General features: G+C 63.7%; 6 protein-coding genes. All 6 read left to right on the forward strand.

Annotated features, from left to right (window positions below; all coding sequences use genetic code 11):
* Positions 1-168 precede the first annotated feature (168 nt).
* Positions 169-2,010, forward strand: coding sequence for a ShlB/FhaC/HecB family hemolysin secretion/activation protein (locus D7S89_RS21675; RefSeq protein WP_121280908.1), 1,842 nt, complete (start codon positions 169-171; stop codon positions 2,008-2,010).
* Positions 2,007-13,712 carry a hemagglutinin repeat-containing protein gene (locus D7S89_RS21680; RefSeq protein ID WP_121280909.1) on the forward strand — a complete coding sequence of 3,902 codons (11,706 nt, stop codon included), beginning with the start codon at positions 2,007-2,009 and terminating at the stop codon, positions 13,710-13,712. Before D7S89_RS21675 ends, D7S89_RS21680 begins: the two co-directional genes overlap by 4 nt.
* 1 nt (position 13,713) lies before the next feature.
* Positions 13,714-14,070: a hypothetical protein gene (locus D7S89_RS21685; protein ID WP_245983120.1), complete on the forward strand. Its 357-nt coding sequence runs from the start codon at positions 13,714-13,716 to the stop codon at positions 14,068-14,070.
* A 129-nt stretch (positions 14,071-14,199) separates the two neighbouring features.
* Positions 14,200-14,643, forward strand: coding sequence for a tyrosine-type recombinase/integrase (locus D7S89_RS21690; protein ID WP_121280910.1), 444 nt, complete (start codon positions 14,200-14,202; stop codon positions 14,641-14,643).
* Between the two features lie 73 nt (positions 14,644-14,716).
* Positions 14,717-14,986, forward strand: coding sequence for a BrnT family toxin (locus tag D7S89_RS21695; RefSeq protein WP_121280911.1), 270 nt, complete (start codon positions 14,717-14,719; stop codon positions 14,984-14,986).
* Positions 14,970-15,278 carry a BrnA antitoxin family protein gene (locus tag D7S89_RS21700; RefSeq protein ID WP_121280912.1) on the forward strand — a complete coding sequence of 103 codons (309 nt, stop codon included), beginning with the start codon at positions 14,970-14,972 and terminating at the stop codon, positions 15,276-15,278. Before D7S89_RS21695 ends, D7S89_RS21700 begins: the two co-directional genes overlap by 17 nt.
* The last annotated feature ends 1,126 nt before the right edge of the window (positions 15,279-16,404 follow it).

The following is a 16,404-nucleotide window of genomic DNA, read 5'->3' on the forward strand; positions in this document are numbered from 1 at the left end:
GTCTGGCGCTGAGCTTTAGCCCAATTCGAGCGAATGGGGTCGCGCCATGGCTGGTGCCTGTGCACCGGCTGTTGCGTATTGGCGGGACTGGCAGATCGACGGCAGCGCAATTGAAGCCGAATGCGCCGCATTGCCGATGCTCGCCCGCGAATAGCCAATAAGAACAAGATGAGTAAAAAGAATCGCAATCCCGCGTCAAGCGGGCAGCGACGGGTGTCGTACGGACATCTGACGCTTGGCCGAACATGGCCGCTCAGGTGCGCGCGCGCCCACCACCACTTCCTGGCCGCTTGGGTGGCACTGGCTTGTGCGACCACGGCGTTCGCGCAGAGTGCGAGTTCGCTCGACGCACAAGAGCAGCGACGCCGTGCGCTCGAGCAGGAAGCCGAACGCCAGCACCAGATTCATGCGCCGAACGTACAGCTGCCGCAAGCGGCGCCGAGCGGGGCGGTCGACGATGGCCGGGTGCCTGCCGAGTCGCCTTGCTTCAAGATCGATCGGATCACATTGGACGTGCCAACCGGCTTGAGCGACGCGGTCGAGCGTGCGGGCGCGCGCGCCTTGTCGCCCGATCCGCTGTTTCCCGGATCGCTGAGGTTTGCCACCTCCTACCTCGAGCGCTACCGGGGCCAATGCGTCGGCCGCGAGGGGCTCAATGTGATCGTGCACCGGCTGTCGGCGCTGATGCTCGAGAAGGGTTACACGACCACGCGTGTCCTGATTCCGGCTCAGGATCTGTCGAGCGGCAAGCTCACGCTGAGCGTCATACCGGGCATCGTCGCGGGCATCCGGTTCGCCGATACCTCGACCTACGGAACGTGGCGCAACGCGTTCCCGACGCATGCCGGGGAATTGCTCGATCTGCGCGACCTCGAGCAGGGCCTCGAGCAGATGAAGCGCGTGCCGAATCAGGACGTCGACATGCAACTCGTGCCCGGCGCAACGCCAGGCGAGACCGATGTCGTGATCGCCGTGCAACGCACGAAGCCGTGGTCGCTGTCGATGAGCGTCAACGATAGCGGGCTGAAGTCGACGGGGCGGCTGCAAGCCGACGTCAACCTCGCGCTGAACAACCCGCTGGGCCTGTCCGACCTGTTCAACGTCGGCTACAACCACGACGCGGACGGTCACACCGACCGGTACGGCACGCGCGGCGCCAGCGCCTACTACTCGATTCCCTGGGGCAACTGGACGTTCACGGCGACCGGCAGCCACTACCACTACCACCAGCAGATCGCGGGCGCGTTCCAGGACTTCGTGTCGAGCGGCATTTCGAAGACGGTCGACTTCAAGATCGAGTACCTGTTCTATCGCAATCAGGTGCAAAGGAATTCGCTCGAATTCCGCACGGGCAAGTACTTCAGCGAATCGTTCGTCGACGGCACGCCGCTCGATGTGCAACACCGCGACAACAGCTATGCCGAGATCGGCTGGCAGCACAAGCATTTCTTCGGCGCGGCGCAGCTCGACAGCACGCTGGCCTATCGCTGGGGCGTGCCGTGGTTCGGCGCGCAAGCGGATCTGCCGGGCGCGGGCGATACGACGCCAACCTTCTACTACCACATCGAAACGCTCGACTCGACGTTGAGTGTGCCGTTTCAACTGGCGAACGTGCCGCTGCGCTACAGCATGACGCTGCGTGCGCAGAACTCCCCGAGCCTGCTGTATCCGACCGAGTACTTCTCGATCGGCAGCCGCTACACGGTGCGCGGCTTCGACGGCAACACGATGCTGTCGGCTGAAAAGGGCGTGTTCGTGCGCAACGATCTCGAGGTGCCGGTTGCCAGTACCGGCCAGACGCTCTACCTGGGTGTCGACGGCGGCGAGGTCTTCGGGCCCGAGGCGCAAAACCTCGCGGGCCGGCGTCTGGCCGGTGCCGTCGTCGGGCTGCGCGGCAGCCCCATCAGAGGCGTTTTCTACGACGTGTTCGTGGGCGGCCCGCTCCATCAGCCGGCCCATTTCCCGAATCGCTGGCCCGTCGCGGGCTTCAGCCTGAGCTTCCAAATATGAACCGACTTTGTTATCGCGTCATTTTCAACGCTGTCCGCGGACTGTGGATGGCCGTTCAGGAAACCGCGGCGAGCTTCGGCAAGGGGCGTCATACCGGTGTTGGCGCAGCGGGCCGAGCCGGCCGTGCGCCGCTGCAGCCATTCGCCATGCTGCCCATGCAGCACATCGCGTTCGCTGCGTTGTGTGTCTTCGGTATGCAGCCGGTGCTGGTGCAGGCGCAAGTGATCGCCGCGCCAAGCGGCGCATCGGGGAACAAGCCGGTGGTCGGGGTGACTGCCAACGGCGTGCCGATCGTGCAGATCACCACGCCCAATGCCGCGGGCTTGTCGAACAACGTTTATACGCAATACAACGTCGGTTCGCAGGGGCTCATTCTCAACAACTCGCCCGGCACGACGCAGACGCAGCAGGGCGGCTACGTGGCCGGCAATCCGTATCTGAGCTCGAACGGCGCGCGCGTCATCGTCAATCAGGTCGTGGGCGGCAACCCGAGCCGACTGCTGGGCTATACGGAAGTGGCGGGGCAGCAGGCCGAGGTCGTCATTGCCAATCCCTCCGGCATCTTCTGTAACGGCTGCGGCTTCATCAACACGAGCCGCGGCATCCTCACGACCGGCACGCCGGTGTTCGGCGGCACGGGCAGTCTCGACGCGTTCCATGTCACCGGCGGTGCGATTCAGATCGGTAGCGCGGGCTTGAATTCGGCCGGTGTCGATCAGGTGGATCTGATCGCGCGCAGCGTGCAGGTCAACGGCAAGGTCTGGGCTAATCGGCAGCTCAACGTCGTGGCTGGCGCCAACGATGTTAATCACGCCGATCTGAGCACACACGCGTTGCCGGCCGACGGCAACCAGCCGGCTGTTGCCATCGACGTCGCGCAGCTGGGCGGGATGTATGCCGGCAAGATCAGGCTCGTCGGGACCGAGGCGGGCGTGGGCGTGAACAGCCTCGGCACGATCGAGGCGCAATCGGGCGATATTGCGCTGAGCAGTCAGGGCAAGGTCACGCTTGCAGGCTCGACGAGCGCGAGCGGTAACGTGCAGATCCAGGCGGCCGGGGACGTGTCCAATAGCGGAGCGCTGTACGCCGCGCAGAGCGCAACCGTGGGTAGCCAGGGGCACGTCACCAATAGCGGCACGCTTGCCGCGCTGGGCAGCACGACAGTCAGCGGCGCGAGTATCGATTCGAGCGGCGGGCTCGGTGCAGGCGTCGACGCGAACGGCCATTTGATCGGTACGGGCAATCTGACGGTGACCGCGACGGGCGCCAGCAGCATGACCGGACAAAACCTCGCGGGCGGCAGTCTGACCGCGAGCGGCAGCAGCCTGAACCTGACGGGGGCGCAAACGGTCGCGAACGGTTCGGCGACCTTGACGGCCACCGGAGCCGGTGGCGATACCGGCAACATCACCCATACGGGCGCGACCTTGAGCGCGGGCGGCGGTGCGCGCTTGGGTGCCACTGGCGCGGTCACGAACGACAAGGCGCAAGTGCGCGCGGCGCAGCTCAATGTCAACGCGGCGAGCTTGTCGAATCGGGGCGGGCAGCTGGTGCAATCGGGCTCCGGCAGCAGCACGATGACCGTGACGGGAAGCGTCGACAACACGCAAGGGGTCATTCAAGCAGACGGCGGTGCGACGCTGACGGCGGCGAACGTCACGAACACGGCTGGCCGGATCGTGTCGCTGAACGCGGACGGCTTGTCGCTGAACGCGAGCGGGCAGATCAGCAATGCGGCCGGCACGACGGCACAGGGCTTGGTCGGCGGCGTGATCGGCGGCAAGGGTAACGTCACCGTGCAAGCGAGCTCGCTGACCAACAGCGGCACGCTGACGGCGGTGCAGGCGCTGAATGCGACGGTCAAGGGCTCGCTCGACAACAGCGGCGGGAAGATCGAGACCAATCAGCTGACCCTGAGCGCCGCGAGCCTGACGAACGAAGGCGGGACGCTGACGCAGCTCGGCACGGGGCCGACGTCGATGACGGTGGGCAACGTCATCGACAACGCGAACGGCGGCGTGATCGAGACGAATAGCCAGGATTTGACGCTGGCGCCGGCGAGCCTGAACAACAACGGCGGTACGATCACGCACGCTGGCACGGGCACGTTGACGATTACCGCTGGCAACGGCGCGGGCTCCTTCACGAACGCCGGTGGGACGGTGGTTGGCAATGGCCGGATCGCCGTCTCGGCCGCTGGTATTCAAAACAACAGCGGTTCAATCGCTGCCGGCAAGACGCTGAACGTTTCGACGAGCGGTAACGTCGACAACACGCAAGGGGTCATTCAAGCAGACGGTGGCGCGACGCTGACGGCGACGAACGTCACGAACACGGCGGGGCGGATCGTTTCGTTGAACGCGGACGGCTTGTCACTGAACGCGAGCGGGCAGATCAGCAATGCGGTCGGCACCACGGCGCAGGGCTTGGCCGGCGGCGTGATCGGCGGCAAGGGCAACGTCACCGTGCAAGCGAACTCGCTGACCAACAGCGGCACGCTGACGGCGGTGCAGGCGCTGAATGCGACGGTCAAGGGCTCGCTCGACAACAGTGGTGGGAAGATCAGTGGTGCGGCGGTGACTGCGAACGCGAGCTCGCTGAAAAACGTCCACGGCGCGATCACCGGCGCGACGGTATCGCTGACGATGCCGCAACTGGACAACAGCGGCGGGCAGATCGAAACGAATCAGCTGACGCTGAGCGCCACGAATCTGACGAACGAAGGCGGGACGCTGACGCAACTCGGTACGGGGCCGATGACGATGACGGTGGGCAACGTCATCGACAACGCAAACGGCGGCGTGATCGAGACGAATAGCCAGGACTTGACGCTGGCTCCAGCGAGCCTGAACAACAATGGCGGCACGATCACGCACGCCGGCACGGGCACGTTGACGATTACTGCAGGCAACGGCGCGGGCTCGCTGACCAACGTGGCGGGCAAGATCGCCGGCAACGGTCAGGTCGCCATCTCGGCCGGTGGTATTCAAAACAACAGCGGAGCGATCACTGCCAGCAAGACGCTGAACGTTTCGACGAGCGGTAACGTCGACAACACGCAAGGGCTTCTTCAAGCGGATGGCGGCGCGACGCTGACGGCGGCGAACGTCACGAATACGGCGGGCCGGATCGTTTCGTTGAATGCGGACGGTTTGTCGCTGAGCGCGAGCGGGCAGATCAGCAATGCGGCCGGCACGACGGCACAAGGCTTGGTCGGCGGCGTGATCGGCGGCAAGGGTAACGTCACCGTGCAAGCGAACTCGCTGACCAACAGCGGCACGCTGACGGCGCTGCAGGCACTGAACGCGACGGTCAAAGGCTCGCTCGACAACAGCGGGGGGAAGATGAGTGGCGCGGCAGTGACCGCGAACGCGAGCTCGCTGAAGGACGTGCACGGTACGATTACCGGCGCGACGGTATCGCTGACGATGCCGCAACTGGACAACAGCGGCGGGCAGATCGAAACGAATCAGCTGACGCTGAGCGCCACGAACCTGACGAACGAAGGCGGGACGCTGACGCAGCTCGGTACCGGACCGATGACGATGACGGTGGGCAACGTCATCGACAACGCGAACGGCGGCGTGATCGAGACCAATAGCCAGGACTTGACGCTGGCTCCAGCGAGCCTGAACAACAATGGCGGCACGATCACGCACGCCGGCACGGGCACGTTGACGATCACCGCCGGCAACGGCGCGGGCTCGCTGGCCAACGTGGCGGGCAAGATCGTGGGCCATGGCCAGGTCGCCGTCTCTGCGGCCAACCTCGACAACACGGGCGGCTCGCTTACGGCGCGCGGTCCCCTATCGGCCACCGTAGCCGGTGCGCTGAACAACACGGGCGGCGTGCTGCATTCCGACACGAATCTGAAGGCCACGAGCGGCGCCGCGCTGACCAACGTCGGCGGCAAGATCAACGTTGGCACGGCGACGAGTGCCGGCACCGCCAACACACTGAGCCTCAGTGCCGCGTCCATCGACAATACACGCGGCTCGATCCAGAACGCCGGCACGGGGGCGACCACCGTCTCCGGCACGAATCAGATCGTCAATAGCAATGCCGGCGGGGCGACCGGCATGGGCAGCATCACCGGCGGCGGCAACGTGACGCTGACCACCGCGGCGCTCTCGAACACGCAAGGTGGCCAGCTGAGCGGCACGAACTTGCAGATCAATGCGGGGAATCTGGATAACACCGGCGGCCTGATCGGCAACATCGCGCATGCGAGCGGCGACGTCGGCATTTCGACCACCGGCACCGTCAACAACGCGGGCGAGATCAGCGCGTCGCGCAATCTTTCCATCACGACGAGCAGCCTGTCCGGCGGCGGTGTCTACAACGCGGGCGGCGACGTCACCTTCAACCTCCAAGGCGACTTCAGCAATGGGCCTGGCTACCAGTTCAATGCTGGCCATAGCCTGACGTTCAATTTGCCAGGCACGTTCAGCAACAGCGGCAGCCTCGTCGTATTCAACAATCTCGGCATCAACGCGAGCAACATCAACAACACCGGCGCGCTGACGGCAGGCGGCCTGCTGAGCACGCATTCGAACACGCTGACCAACACCGGCTCGATCGTGGGCGGCAGCGTGTCGCTGAACGCCACGCAAACCTTGTCGAACCTGGGCACGAGCGCATTGATCGGGGCGACGGACACGGCCGGCACGCTGGAACTGCTCGCCCCAGACATCGAGAACCGGGACGATACGACCGCGACCGACGCGCAGGCGAGCACCACGATCTACGGTCTCGGCAAGGTCGTCCTCGCCGGCGGCAAGGACGCGAGCGGCAATTACACCAACGCGAATCTGATTCGGAACCAGTCTGCGCTGATCCAGTCGGGCGGCGACATGGAGATCCACGCGGATCTGGTGACGAACACCCGGCGTGTGGTGACCACGACCGGCTTCACGTCGTCGGTCGATCCCGCGCTGTTGGAACGCTACGGTATCAGTATGTCCGGTTGCGTCGCCGACCCCGTCTACGCGGCCGCTTGCAGCGGTCAAGACGTCGGTTGGGGCTCCGTGCCCAATCCGAAACAAATTGGCGGTGTGTTCACTGAGCCACCGCATGGCGGCCAGTGGAACAGCGGGTATCAGGACACGACCTATACGGGTGTTGCTGTCGCAAACACGATTGCGTCCATCAGTCCGAAATCGCAGATCGTCGCCGGCGGCAACCTGAATGCATCGTCGGTCGGGATCTTCCAGGTCTACTGGAGCCAGTTGGCCGCCACAGGCAACCTCGCGGCGCCGAAGAAACTCGACGATAACAGCTGGGTGGGCCAGACGGCGCCCAAGGTGATAGTTACGTACTCGGGGGAATATCACTACAACAACTACGACAATAGCGAGCACAACTGGCAATTGCCGTTTGGCGATGCCCCGTTTGTGGGGAACCGTCCGGGCGGCTATGACCAGCCGGCGCCGGCCGACATCCACACTTATGCGCTGCCCGGTTACGAGTCGAGCGTCACGTCCAATGGCACCATCAGCGGCACCGGCGTAACGATCAACAACACGGGAGGCAATGCCGGCATCACGCCGCTCGGGCTGTCGCCCGGCGAGACCTTGACCGGCGTCGGCGCCGGCACGGTCAGCGGCCAGGTTCGTACCGACACCGTCGCGGGCGGTCCCGCGCCGATCGCCATCATCCATGGCAACGCGGGCATCGGTGCCGCTGGTATCGAGGGCGCTCACGCGCCGGTGGCCATCATCCGCGGCATCCCGGGCGGTGGGGCCGGCGGCGCGTCCGATCCCATCTTCGGCAAAGCCACGGCGTTACCGGTGCTGAACAATCTCAGCGTGCCGCAAGGCGGGTTGTTCAAGGCGGATGTGGCGCCCAACGCACCGTACTTGGTCGAGACCAACCCGGCCTTTACGAATCTTCACCAGTGGCTGTCGAGCGACTACTACTACCAGCAGTTGAGCTTCAACCCGGCGCAAATCCATGAGCGACTCGGCGATGGATTCTACGAGCAGCGTCTGGTGCAAAACCAGGTTCTCTCGCTGACCGGCAAATCCGTATTGGGCAACTACGCCGATACGCAAGCCGAATATCAGGCCTTGATGACGTCCGGCGCGAAGCTGGCCAAGTCGCTGAGCCTAGCTCCAGGCATGGGACTGTCGGCCCAGCAGGTTGCGGCGCTGACGGACAACGTCGTCATCATGCAAACGCAGGTGGTGGACGGTCATTCGGTGCTGGTGCCGGTGGTCTATCTCGCACAGGCGAGCCGGCAGGACATGAGCGGCGGCCCCGTGATCGCCGCGAAGGACATCGACCTCGAGAACACCCAGGGCTTTCACAACAGCGGGACGATCATCGCGTCCGACAGCATGACGATCGACGCGCAGAGCATCGACAACAAGAACGGCAAACTGCAAAGCGGTGGCCTCATGAAGCTCACGACCAAGGGCGACATCGATTTGACGTCGGCCACGGTCAACGCGGGCAGTCTTGGTCTGTCGGCGGACGGCAACCTGATCCTCGATACGGCCGCGAACACGTTGACGCAGCTCACCGCGGATGGTGGATATCGGACCACGACAACGCTCGGACCGAGCGCGAGTCTGCACGTCGACGGCGACGCGGTGATCGGCACGGGCGGCAACTTCGAGCAGAACGCGGCCAGCTTGTCGGTGGGCGGCGATCTGTTGACGGGGATCAAGGGCAATTGGACGCTGGGCACGCAGCTAACCGGCGAACACAAGGTCGGGTACGGCGGCAACGGCATTTCGGACACCAACTTTACGTCTCTGATCGGGAGCAGCGTGAAGGTGAAAGGGACGTCGACGCTGCTGGTCGATGGCGACCTGACCGCGATCGGCGCGAACCTTAAGCTCGACGGCGGCGGCACGATCGTGACTGGCGGCAACGTCTCGCTGCTTGCGTCGCGCTCCACGTCGACGGCTCACAGCAACGGCTCGGACAGCGACTACTCGGCCGACATTCGTCAGGCTGACGACACGGTGACGGGGACGACGCTAAAGAGTGACCACAGCCTAGCCGTCGCAGCGGGCAAAGACTTGACGATCACCGGCAGCACGATTGACCTCAAGCATGGCAAGGCATCGCTCGGGGCAGCCGGCGACGTCAAGATCGGGGCGGCGGCCGAGACGCACTTTTCGGACGTCTACGAGCAAGGGAGCCACAGCGGCTTCGGCAGTCACAGCTCGCATGTCGACCATGTCGTCGAGACCACTCAGTTGTCCGACGGCAGCTCGATCTCGGCCGATAGCGTCGCGATCGAGAGCTTCAAGAAGAACATCGCTGTGACGGGCAGTGTCATCGGCGGTTCCAGCGGCGTGTCGTTGACGGCCAAGGCGGGCAATATCGACATCAGCGCGGCGACGGAGACTGATGAGGATTCCGAATTTCACGAGCGCAAGCAATCGGGCTTCACGGGGGCTTCCGGCGGTGTCGGCTTTGGCTACGGGTCGAGCGACCAGAAGGACCAGTTCAACGGCACTTCGATCACGCAGAGCCAATCGCGCAGCCTGGTAGGCAGCGGGGCGGGCAACGTGTCGATCTCGGCGGGCAAGGACCTGCACATCGGCGGCAGCGACATCATCGCGAACAAGGCGCAGGACGATACGAAGGACAAGACGGGCAACATCGCGATCCAGGCACAGAACATCACGATCGATCCGGGTCAGGACGCGGAGCAATCGCATGAGGAGCAGAGCGGGCATTCGAGCGGCATTTCGATGTCGATCGTGGGCACGCCGCTCGATACGATTCGCAACACGCGCACGGCTGCGTCAACGGGCAAGGCCGTGCAGCGCTTGCAGCAGACCAGTGCGGCGGTTGGTGCGGGCTCGGCCGATGCGCCGTCGGTGGCGTTGTCGTTCGGCAGTAGTAGCAGTTCGAGCACGACCGACCAGTCGAGCACGGTCAATGCGGGCAGCACCATTCTCGGTGGCGGCAACGTGTCGTTGACGGCGATTGGCGGTGCGGTGACGGACGCGAACGGCAAGCCGCTCGATGGCGATCTCACTGTGTCGGGCTCGACGATCACGGCGAAAGGCATCGCGACGCTCGAAGCGAACCGCAACGTCGCGCTGCAGACGTCCACCGATCAGTCGCGCCAGAACACGCAGTCGAGCAGTTCGAAATCGAGCCTGACGATCGCGTCGCCAGGCTTGGGTGATATAACGCGCTGGGTAACGGGCGCGCCCAATAGCAGTGGGGTGTCGTCGTCGCCGTACAACGCGAGCCGCAGCAGCGACAACGGCAACGCGGATACGACCAAGCAGACCGCGACGGTGGTGACGGGTAGCAGCGTGGCGGTGCGCAGCAAGAAGGGCGACGTGAACGTGATCGGCTCGGGCATCGTAGGCACGCAGAACGTGGACGTGATCGCGAACCAAGGCGCGATCAACGTGCTGGCCGGCCTGGAGACGAACAACACACACGAGGAATCGAGCGGCCACCAGATCGGGAGCCTGGGCAGCAACGGCACGAGCACGGGCTTTACCGTCGGGGTGTCGCGCAATCACTTGGTGCAAGACAGCGCCGAGCAGATGCAAAGCAAGATCCGCAGCCAGATCGTGAGTACCGAGGGCGACGTCACGCTCAATGCCAAGCGGGACCTGACGGTCAAGGGCGCGGATGTGTCGGCGGGCCAGAATCTGACGCTGATGGGTCAGAACGTGACGCTTGATCCGGGCACGGACGCGCAGCAAATGAGTATGAGCCAGAGCGCGAGCCAGTACGGCACGACGTTGGCGCTGGGCGGCTTGGCCGGCAACACGATCGCGACGATCAACCAGAGCTTGAACCAGGCGCAACAGACGCACGACAAGCGCTTGCAGGCGTTGTATGGGGCGCAAGCAGGCTTGGCTGCGTACGGTGCGTACGCGGCGACGGCGGGGGCGACGAGTGTGGCCGCGAACGCAGGGGCGAGTGCCGCCGCGAACACGGCGACGAGTGCCGGAACGAATGCAGCCACGAATGCGAAGCAGGGCGCCAAGCCGACGTTGGTGAAGGTGACGGTCAGCGTGGGCGGCAGCTCGAGCCATGCACAATCGCAGAGCAGCGCGGTGGTGAACGACGGCACCGCGCTCAAGGCAGGCGGCGACGTGAAGATCGTCGCCACGGGCAGCGGCGCGGTGGATGCCAATGGTGTGCCGCTCGATGGAGACATCAACTCGCACGGCACGCAGATCAGCGGTCAGAACGTGACGCTGAACGCGGCGCACGATTTGAACCTGCAAAGCGCGCAGGACACGAACCAGCAGACGAGTAGCAACAGCAGCAGCGGCGGGAGCGTGGGGGTGGGCCTGGGCATCGGCGGCGAGCAGAACGGTTTCACGATCGAACTGGCGGCCAATCGCGCAAAGGGCCACGCGAAGGGCAACGGCACGACGAACCTGGACACGCAGGTGACGGCGAGCCAGACGCTGTCGATCACGAGCGGCCGGGACACGAACCTGCGCGGGGCGGAGGTGTCAGGCAATACGGTGAAGGCGGACGTGGGGCGCGATCTGAACGTCCAGAGCCCGCAGGATACGAACGTGTACGACAGCCAGCAGATGAGCGCGGGTGTGCAGATGAGCATCTGCTTCCCGCCGCTCTGCGTCGGACAGACGGTGAGCGGCTCGGCCAACTTTGCGCAGCAGTCGATTAAGGCGAACTACCAGTCGGTCAATCAGCAAAGCGGGATCTTCGCGGGCCAGGGCGGCTTCGATGTGAACGTGGGCCGCCATACGCAGCTCGACGGTGGTGCGATCGCGAGCACGGCGAGCGCGGACAAGAACACGCTGTCGACGCAGACGTTCGGGTACACGAACCTGCATAACGAGGCGAGCTACTCGGGCGAGAGCGTGGGCTTTAGCCTGAGTGGGGGAATGGGCAAGAGCACGCCGGATGGCGCGAGCTTCAGCGCGCCGCCGGTGCAGACGCCGAGCAACACGGCTGGGCCGTCGAACTCGGCGGGCCTGGGGCCGAGCGGCTTCGGGGCGGCGGGCACGAGCGACAGCGCGTCGGGGACGACATATGCGGTGGTAAGCCCGGGAACGATCACGGTGCGCGGGGATACGGGCACGGGGCACGACAGCACGGCGGGGCTGGATCGGGATGCGACGCACGCGAATGGGTCGGTGACGAACTCGTTCAATGCGCAGAAGGTACAGGACGACTTGGCGGTGCAGCAGCTGACGGTCCAGGTGGGGATGCAGGCGGCGGGGGATGTGGCCGATGCGTTGAAGAAGCGGGCAGACGATCGGGCTCAGAAGGATAAGGTCGCGCTCGACGAGGCCATCAAATCGGGTGACCCGGATGCGATAGCCAAGGCTCAGCAGACGGCGGATGCGTCGGCGTTCGAGGCGAAGCTGTGGAGTGAGGACGGTGGCGCGGCGCGCACGGGGCTGCATACGCTAGTGGCGGCTACCGGGGCGGCGCTGGGGGGAGGAAGCGTCCCGGGCGCAGTGCTCGGCACGATCGCGGGGGATACGGCGGGCGGGTGGGCGAATTCGACGTTCGGGGACACGCTCGGGGGGAGGTTGCTGACAAATATCGCCTCGGGGACAGCGGGGGCGCTCGCGGGTTGGGCTGCTGGGGGCAGCGGGGGGGCCTGGAGCGGGGCGAATGGGGCGTTCGGTGCTGATCTTTACAATCGGCAACTTCACCCCGATGAAGGAAAGAAGTTAAGGGATCTGCAGAAGGGCAAAAGCGCTGAGGAACAACACAAGCTGGCTGCTGCCGAGTGCGCGCTGGTGCAATGTGCTGCGGGCGTGCCGGACAGCGATCCAGACAAGGCTGCGCTGGTGCAGCTACAGAACGAAGGTCAGCAATATACGAAGCAGCAGAACGACTTGATAGCGGCAGGCGCCTTTGATGGGTACGGCGCAGCAGACAGGTTCAATGATTGGTACGACCGCAATCAGATGTCGAATCGCTTGACCGGTGCGGTCCAAGGCGTCGGAAGTGCAGCAGTCGCGGCGGGCGCAGTCGGCGCCGGCTGTGCGTCGTTAGTGGGATGTGGGCTCGGCGCGGCAGTGGCCACGGGCGCACTGGATTACTCCAAGGCGGGCTTTACGGAGATGGTAAGCGGCAATCCGACGTCGACCTACGGGGAGCAGGTGCTGGAAAGCCTTGGGATGAGCCAGTATGCAGCGGGGCTGACATATGCAGGGCTTAACTTGGGGGCAGCGGCCGGGAGTGTCGCGGCCAATAACGCGGCGGCTCAAGCCGCTGCGCGGGGCGTGCCGCAGTCAGCGGAAGCGGTACAGGCTGGGATTAAATATGATCTGACACAACAGGTTGCCGATTTGCGCGCAACGTTGACGGGCAGCGCTAAGACCAGCGGCAATATGGGGGTGGCGCAGATTAACATTCCTGGCGTTCAACAGACAATGGCGGCGTCCAGCCAAATTGCCAATCCAACAGAAGCCCAACAAGCTCTAGGCTTCGTTGGACAGGTTCAGGAGACATTCCCTAGTTCCAGTGTTTGGACGGGCGGAAATGATCCTGTACTTCTCAACCGGAGCGTCGACTCCGAAGCCAAGATATTGAATAACGTTGCGGCGCAGCTTGGCGATAACACGTCGGTCAGCGGCACCATCAACCTGTTTACCGAGCGGGCACCGTGTGCTAGCTGTTCGAACGTGATTCAGCAGTTTCAGGAGAAGTATCCAAATATCAAAATCAACGTTATGGATAATGGCGGAGTCGTCAAGCCAACGAAACCGGGAAATTGATATGAGTGATGACAGCGTTGATCGAGTGCCGTACGAAACCATCAAGGCGTTGGCGCTTGATGCTTATTACGATTCCTGTAGAGATAATGCGCTCATGAGCGGGTGGTCTCACAGAGAAGTGCTGGGGAGTGTTGACTATGCGTTCGAGGTTGCATACGAGTCCCAGATCGAGAACCTAATGCTGTGCGTGGTTCAGTTGATACTGTCGGGCGGGTGGTATCAGGAGGCCGAACAGAGAATGAGAAGTAGGATCTCCGACCAACTCTCTGTGGACGGCTTGGACAATCTTCTACAAGGGATTCCAACGGAGGAGGCCGAGCTGTTCAAACACGACCTGAAAATCCTCAAGTTGGTCTGATGTTCCGGCCTCGAAAAAACGGTAAGCCCAGCGTAGACGGGCTTACCGTTTGCGGCGCCGTTCAAGCGTGGGTGATAACGAGCCTGCCGAGCTGAACTTCGATCCTGACGCGCTGACCGGGATCGGCTGATTCCGATCGGCGATCGGGCGCTGGCGTGGATCAGGAAGTACCTCGATGAAGTGAGGCCGCAGCTTGCACTGGCGAGCGACACGGGGACGCTGTTCCTGGCGGTGACGGGAGACAGCATCGGCACGCGCAGCTTGGGGCTGCTGGTATCGGACTACATCAAGCGTTCGGGGGTAGACAAGCGCGGCTCGTGCCACCTGTTCCGGCACACGATGGCGACGCTGATGCTGGAGAACGGGGCGGACGTGCGGTTCGTGCAGGTGATGCTGGGGCATGCGCAACTCACGAGCACGCAGATTTACACGCAGGTGGCTATCCGGGCGTTGAAGGAGATTCACACGGCGACGCACCCGGCGCGGCTGGAGCGGCGCGAGGAGGCCGAGCGGATCGAGCAGACGCAACCGAACCGGTTGCTCAAGCGAGTGTATGGGCAGAAGGAAGCATGACGAATGTGCTGACTGTGACTGTGCGGTTGGGAACGGTGGCACGCCATAATTATTGCAGCTACAATAAATCCACATGAAAATCGAGTTCGATCCCGCCAAGGATGCCAGCAACAGCCGAAAGCACGGCGTTTCGCTGGCTCGGGCGAGCGAGTTGGATTGGGGCACGGCGCAAGTCGAGGAGGACAACCGCTTCGACTACGCCGAAGACCGATTCATCGGCTATGCGCTGTTAGGTGATCGGCTGTACTGCGTGGCGTTTACGTATCGGAATGACGTCATACGTGTCATCAGCCTTCGCAAAGCCAACCGCAGAGAGGTTCAACGCTATGAGCAGCAAACGTAAATTGATTTACCCGAGCGACGAGGAAGACGCGGCGATCCGGCGTGGCATTGCCGCCGACCCGGATACGCGGGAGCTGAGCGATGAGGAGTTCAAGCGCTTGCGTCCGTTCGAAGAGGTGATGGCCAAGCGCCGTGCCGGGCGTCCGCCGCTGGAGCGGCCGAAAGAGCAGGTCAGCATTCGATACGACGCGGATGTCTTGGATGCGTTTCGTGCCACGGGTGAGGGCTGGCAAACGAGAATCAATGCGGCGCTGCGGGTGTATCTGTCGGAGCATCCGCTGCGCAAAGCGTAGTGGTCTGCGGCCTTCTCTTTAGCCAGCGATGCTCGACGCTGTGCCGAATGGTGCCGCCGACATCAAAGATGTGCGGGCCTGTCGGCCCGATGGTGAAGGGGGGCCAGCGGCCCTATCGGGCCGAAGCGCACGAAGGGCCGGGGGTAAATCTCGTGCCGGCGTTGCCGTCCCGAGATTGAACATAACGCTGGGAAATTAGCGAGTTCTGCCGGGCGGTCGGAGGAATTGGAGTCAGGTGCCCGCCCGGCAGAACACGCTAATTTGCGTTATGTCTGGCGCCCCCGGCCCGAGTCACGCGCGCGGGGCGCGCATGATGATTCCCGTCCGCCCCCAAGGGGCTCCCCATCAAGCCGCCTTCGGCGGAAACCAACCCCCAACGTAAAAAGCGCGGTTTGGCATGCGGTGCAAGCCGCGGAGTCGTCTTGCACCGCACGGCCTGAGCGTGGCGAACCGATCGCCGTCAAGGCCAAGCCCTGCGGGCGCGCTGACGCGCGGCCTTGACGGGTTTGGCGTGAGGGACCGAACCAAGTTGCCGCCTGACTGTTAACTGCATTGGTCTGCATGCGCCGAGGTTCCGCCGGGTTTGCCGTCGCACTGCGTGCGCCGTCAAACCCGGCGGGCGAAGAAGGCTTGGTAAGCGGGGCATGCTGCTTCTGGCAAACTCGCGTCTTGAGGGCGAAAACCGCGTCTGGGGCAAAAAATTGTTCGCAGCGGGTCACGTCGGGGGAAATCGGGCTGCAAAGCCAAGCTGCGTCTAGGCGAGCGGGGCATCGACAACGGCGGGGGTGTCGGGGCGTGCTGATCTTTACAATTGGCAGTTGCATCGCGACAAAGATCCGAAGAAGGACGAAAGGAAAAGGCTTGACGCGCTGGAGGAAGGGAAGAGCCCTGAAGAGACGCAACGGTATGAAGATGCGGCGTGCTATCGGATCCAGTGCGCAGCTGGGCTGTCGAGCGATAATCCGAATTACCAGGCCAAATGGGACTCGCAGCAGCGCGGGGCTGGATATCTGAAGGAGCAGGGTGATCTGTGGAGTTGACCCTGTAATCCCGGACACAGCATCACACTAAGGTTGCTGAATCCATCGCACGTCGGAACGCTCGTGGCGAACGATATTTCAACGCG

This window comes from Trinickia fusca (assembly GCF_003628145.1).
In the GTDB taxonomy this organism is placed as follows: Bacteria; Pseudomonadota; Gammaproteobacteria; order Burkholderiales; family Burkholderiaceae; genus Trinickia; species Trinickia fusca.

What these genes read in the sequence shown, in the direction of transcription:
- D7S89_RS21675 (WP_121280908.1), top strand. Translation starts at nt 169, where the DNA reads ATGAGTAAAAAGAATCGCAATCCCGCGTCAAGCGGGCAGCGACGGGTG.
- D7S89_RS21680 (WP_121280909.1), top strand. Translation starts at nt 2,007, where the DNA reads ATGAACCGACTTTGTTATCGCGTCATTTTCAACGCTGTCCGCGGACTG.
- D7S89_RS21685 (WP_245983120.1), top strand. Translation starts at nt 13,714, where the DNA reads ATGAGTGATGACAGCGTTGATCGAGTGCCGTACGAAACCATCAAGGCG.
- D7S89_RS21695 (WP_121280911.1), top strand. Translation starts at nt 14,717, where the DNA reads ATGAAAATCGAGTTCGATCCCGCCAAGGATGCCAGCAACAGCCGAAAG.
- D7S89_RS21700 (WP_121280912.1), top strand. Translation starts at nt 14,970, where the DNA reads ATGAGCAGCAAACGTAAATTGATTTACCCGAGCGACGAGGAAGACGCG.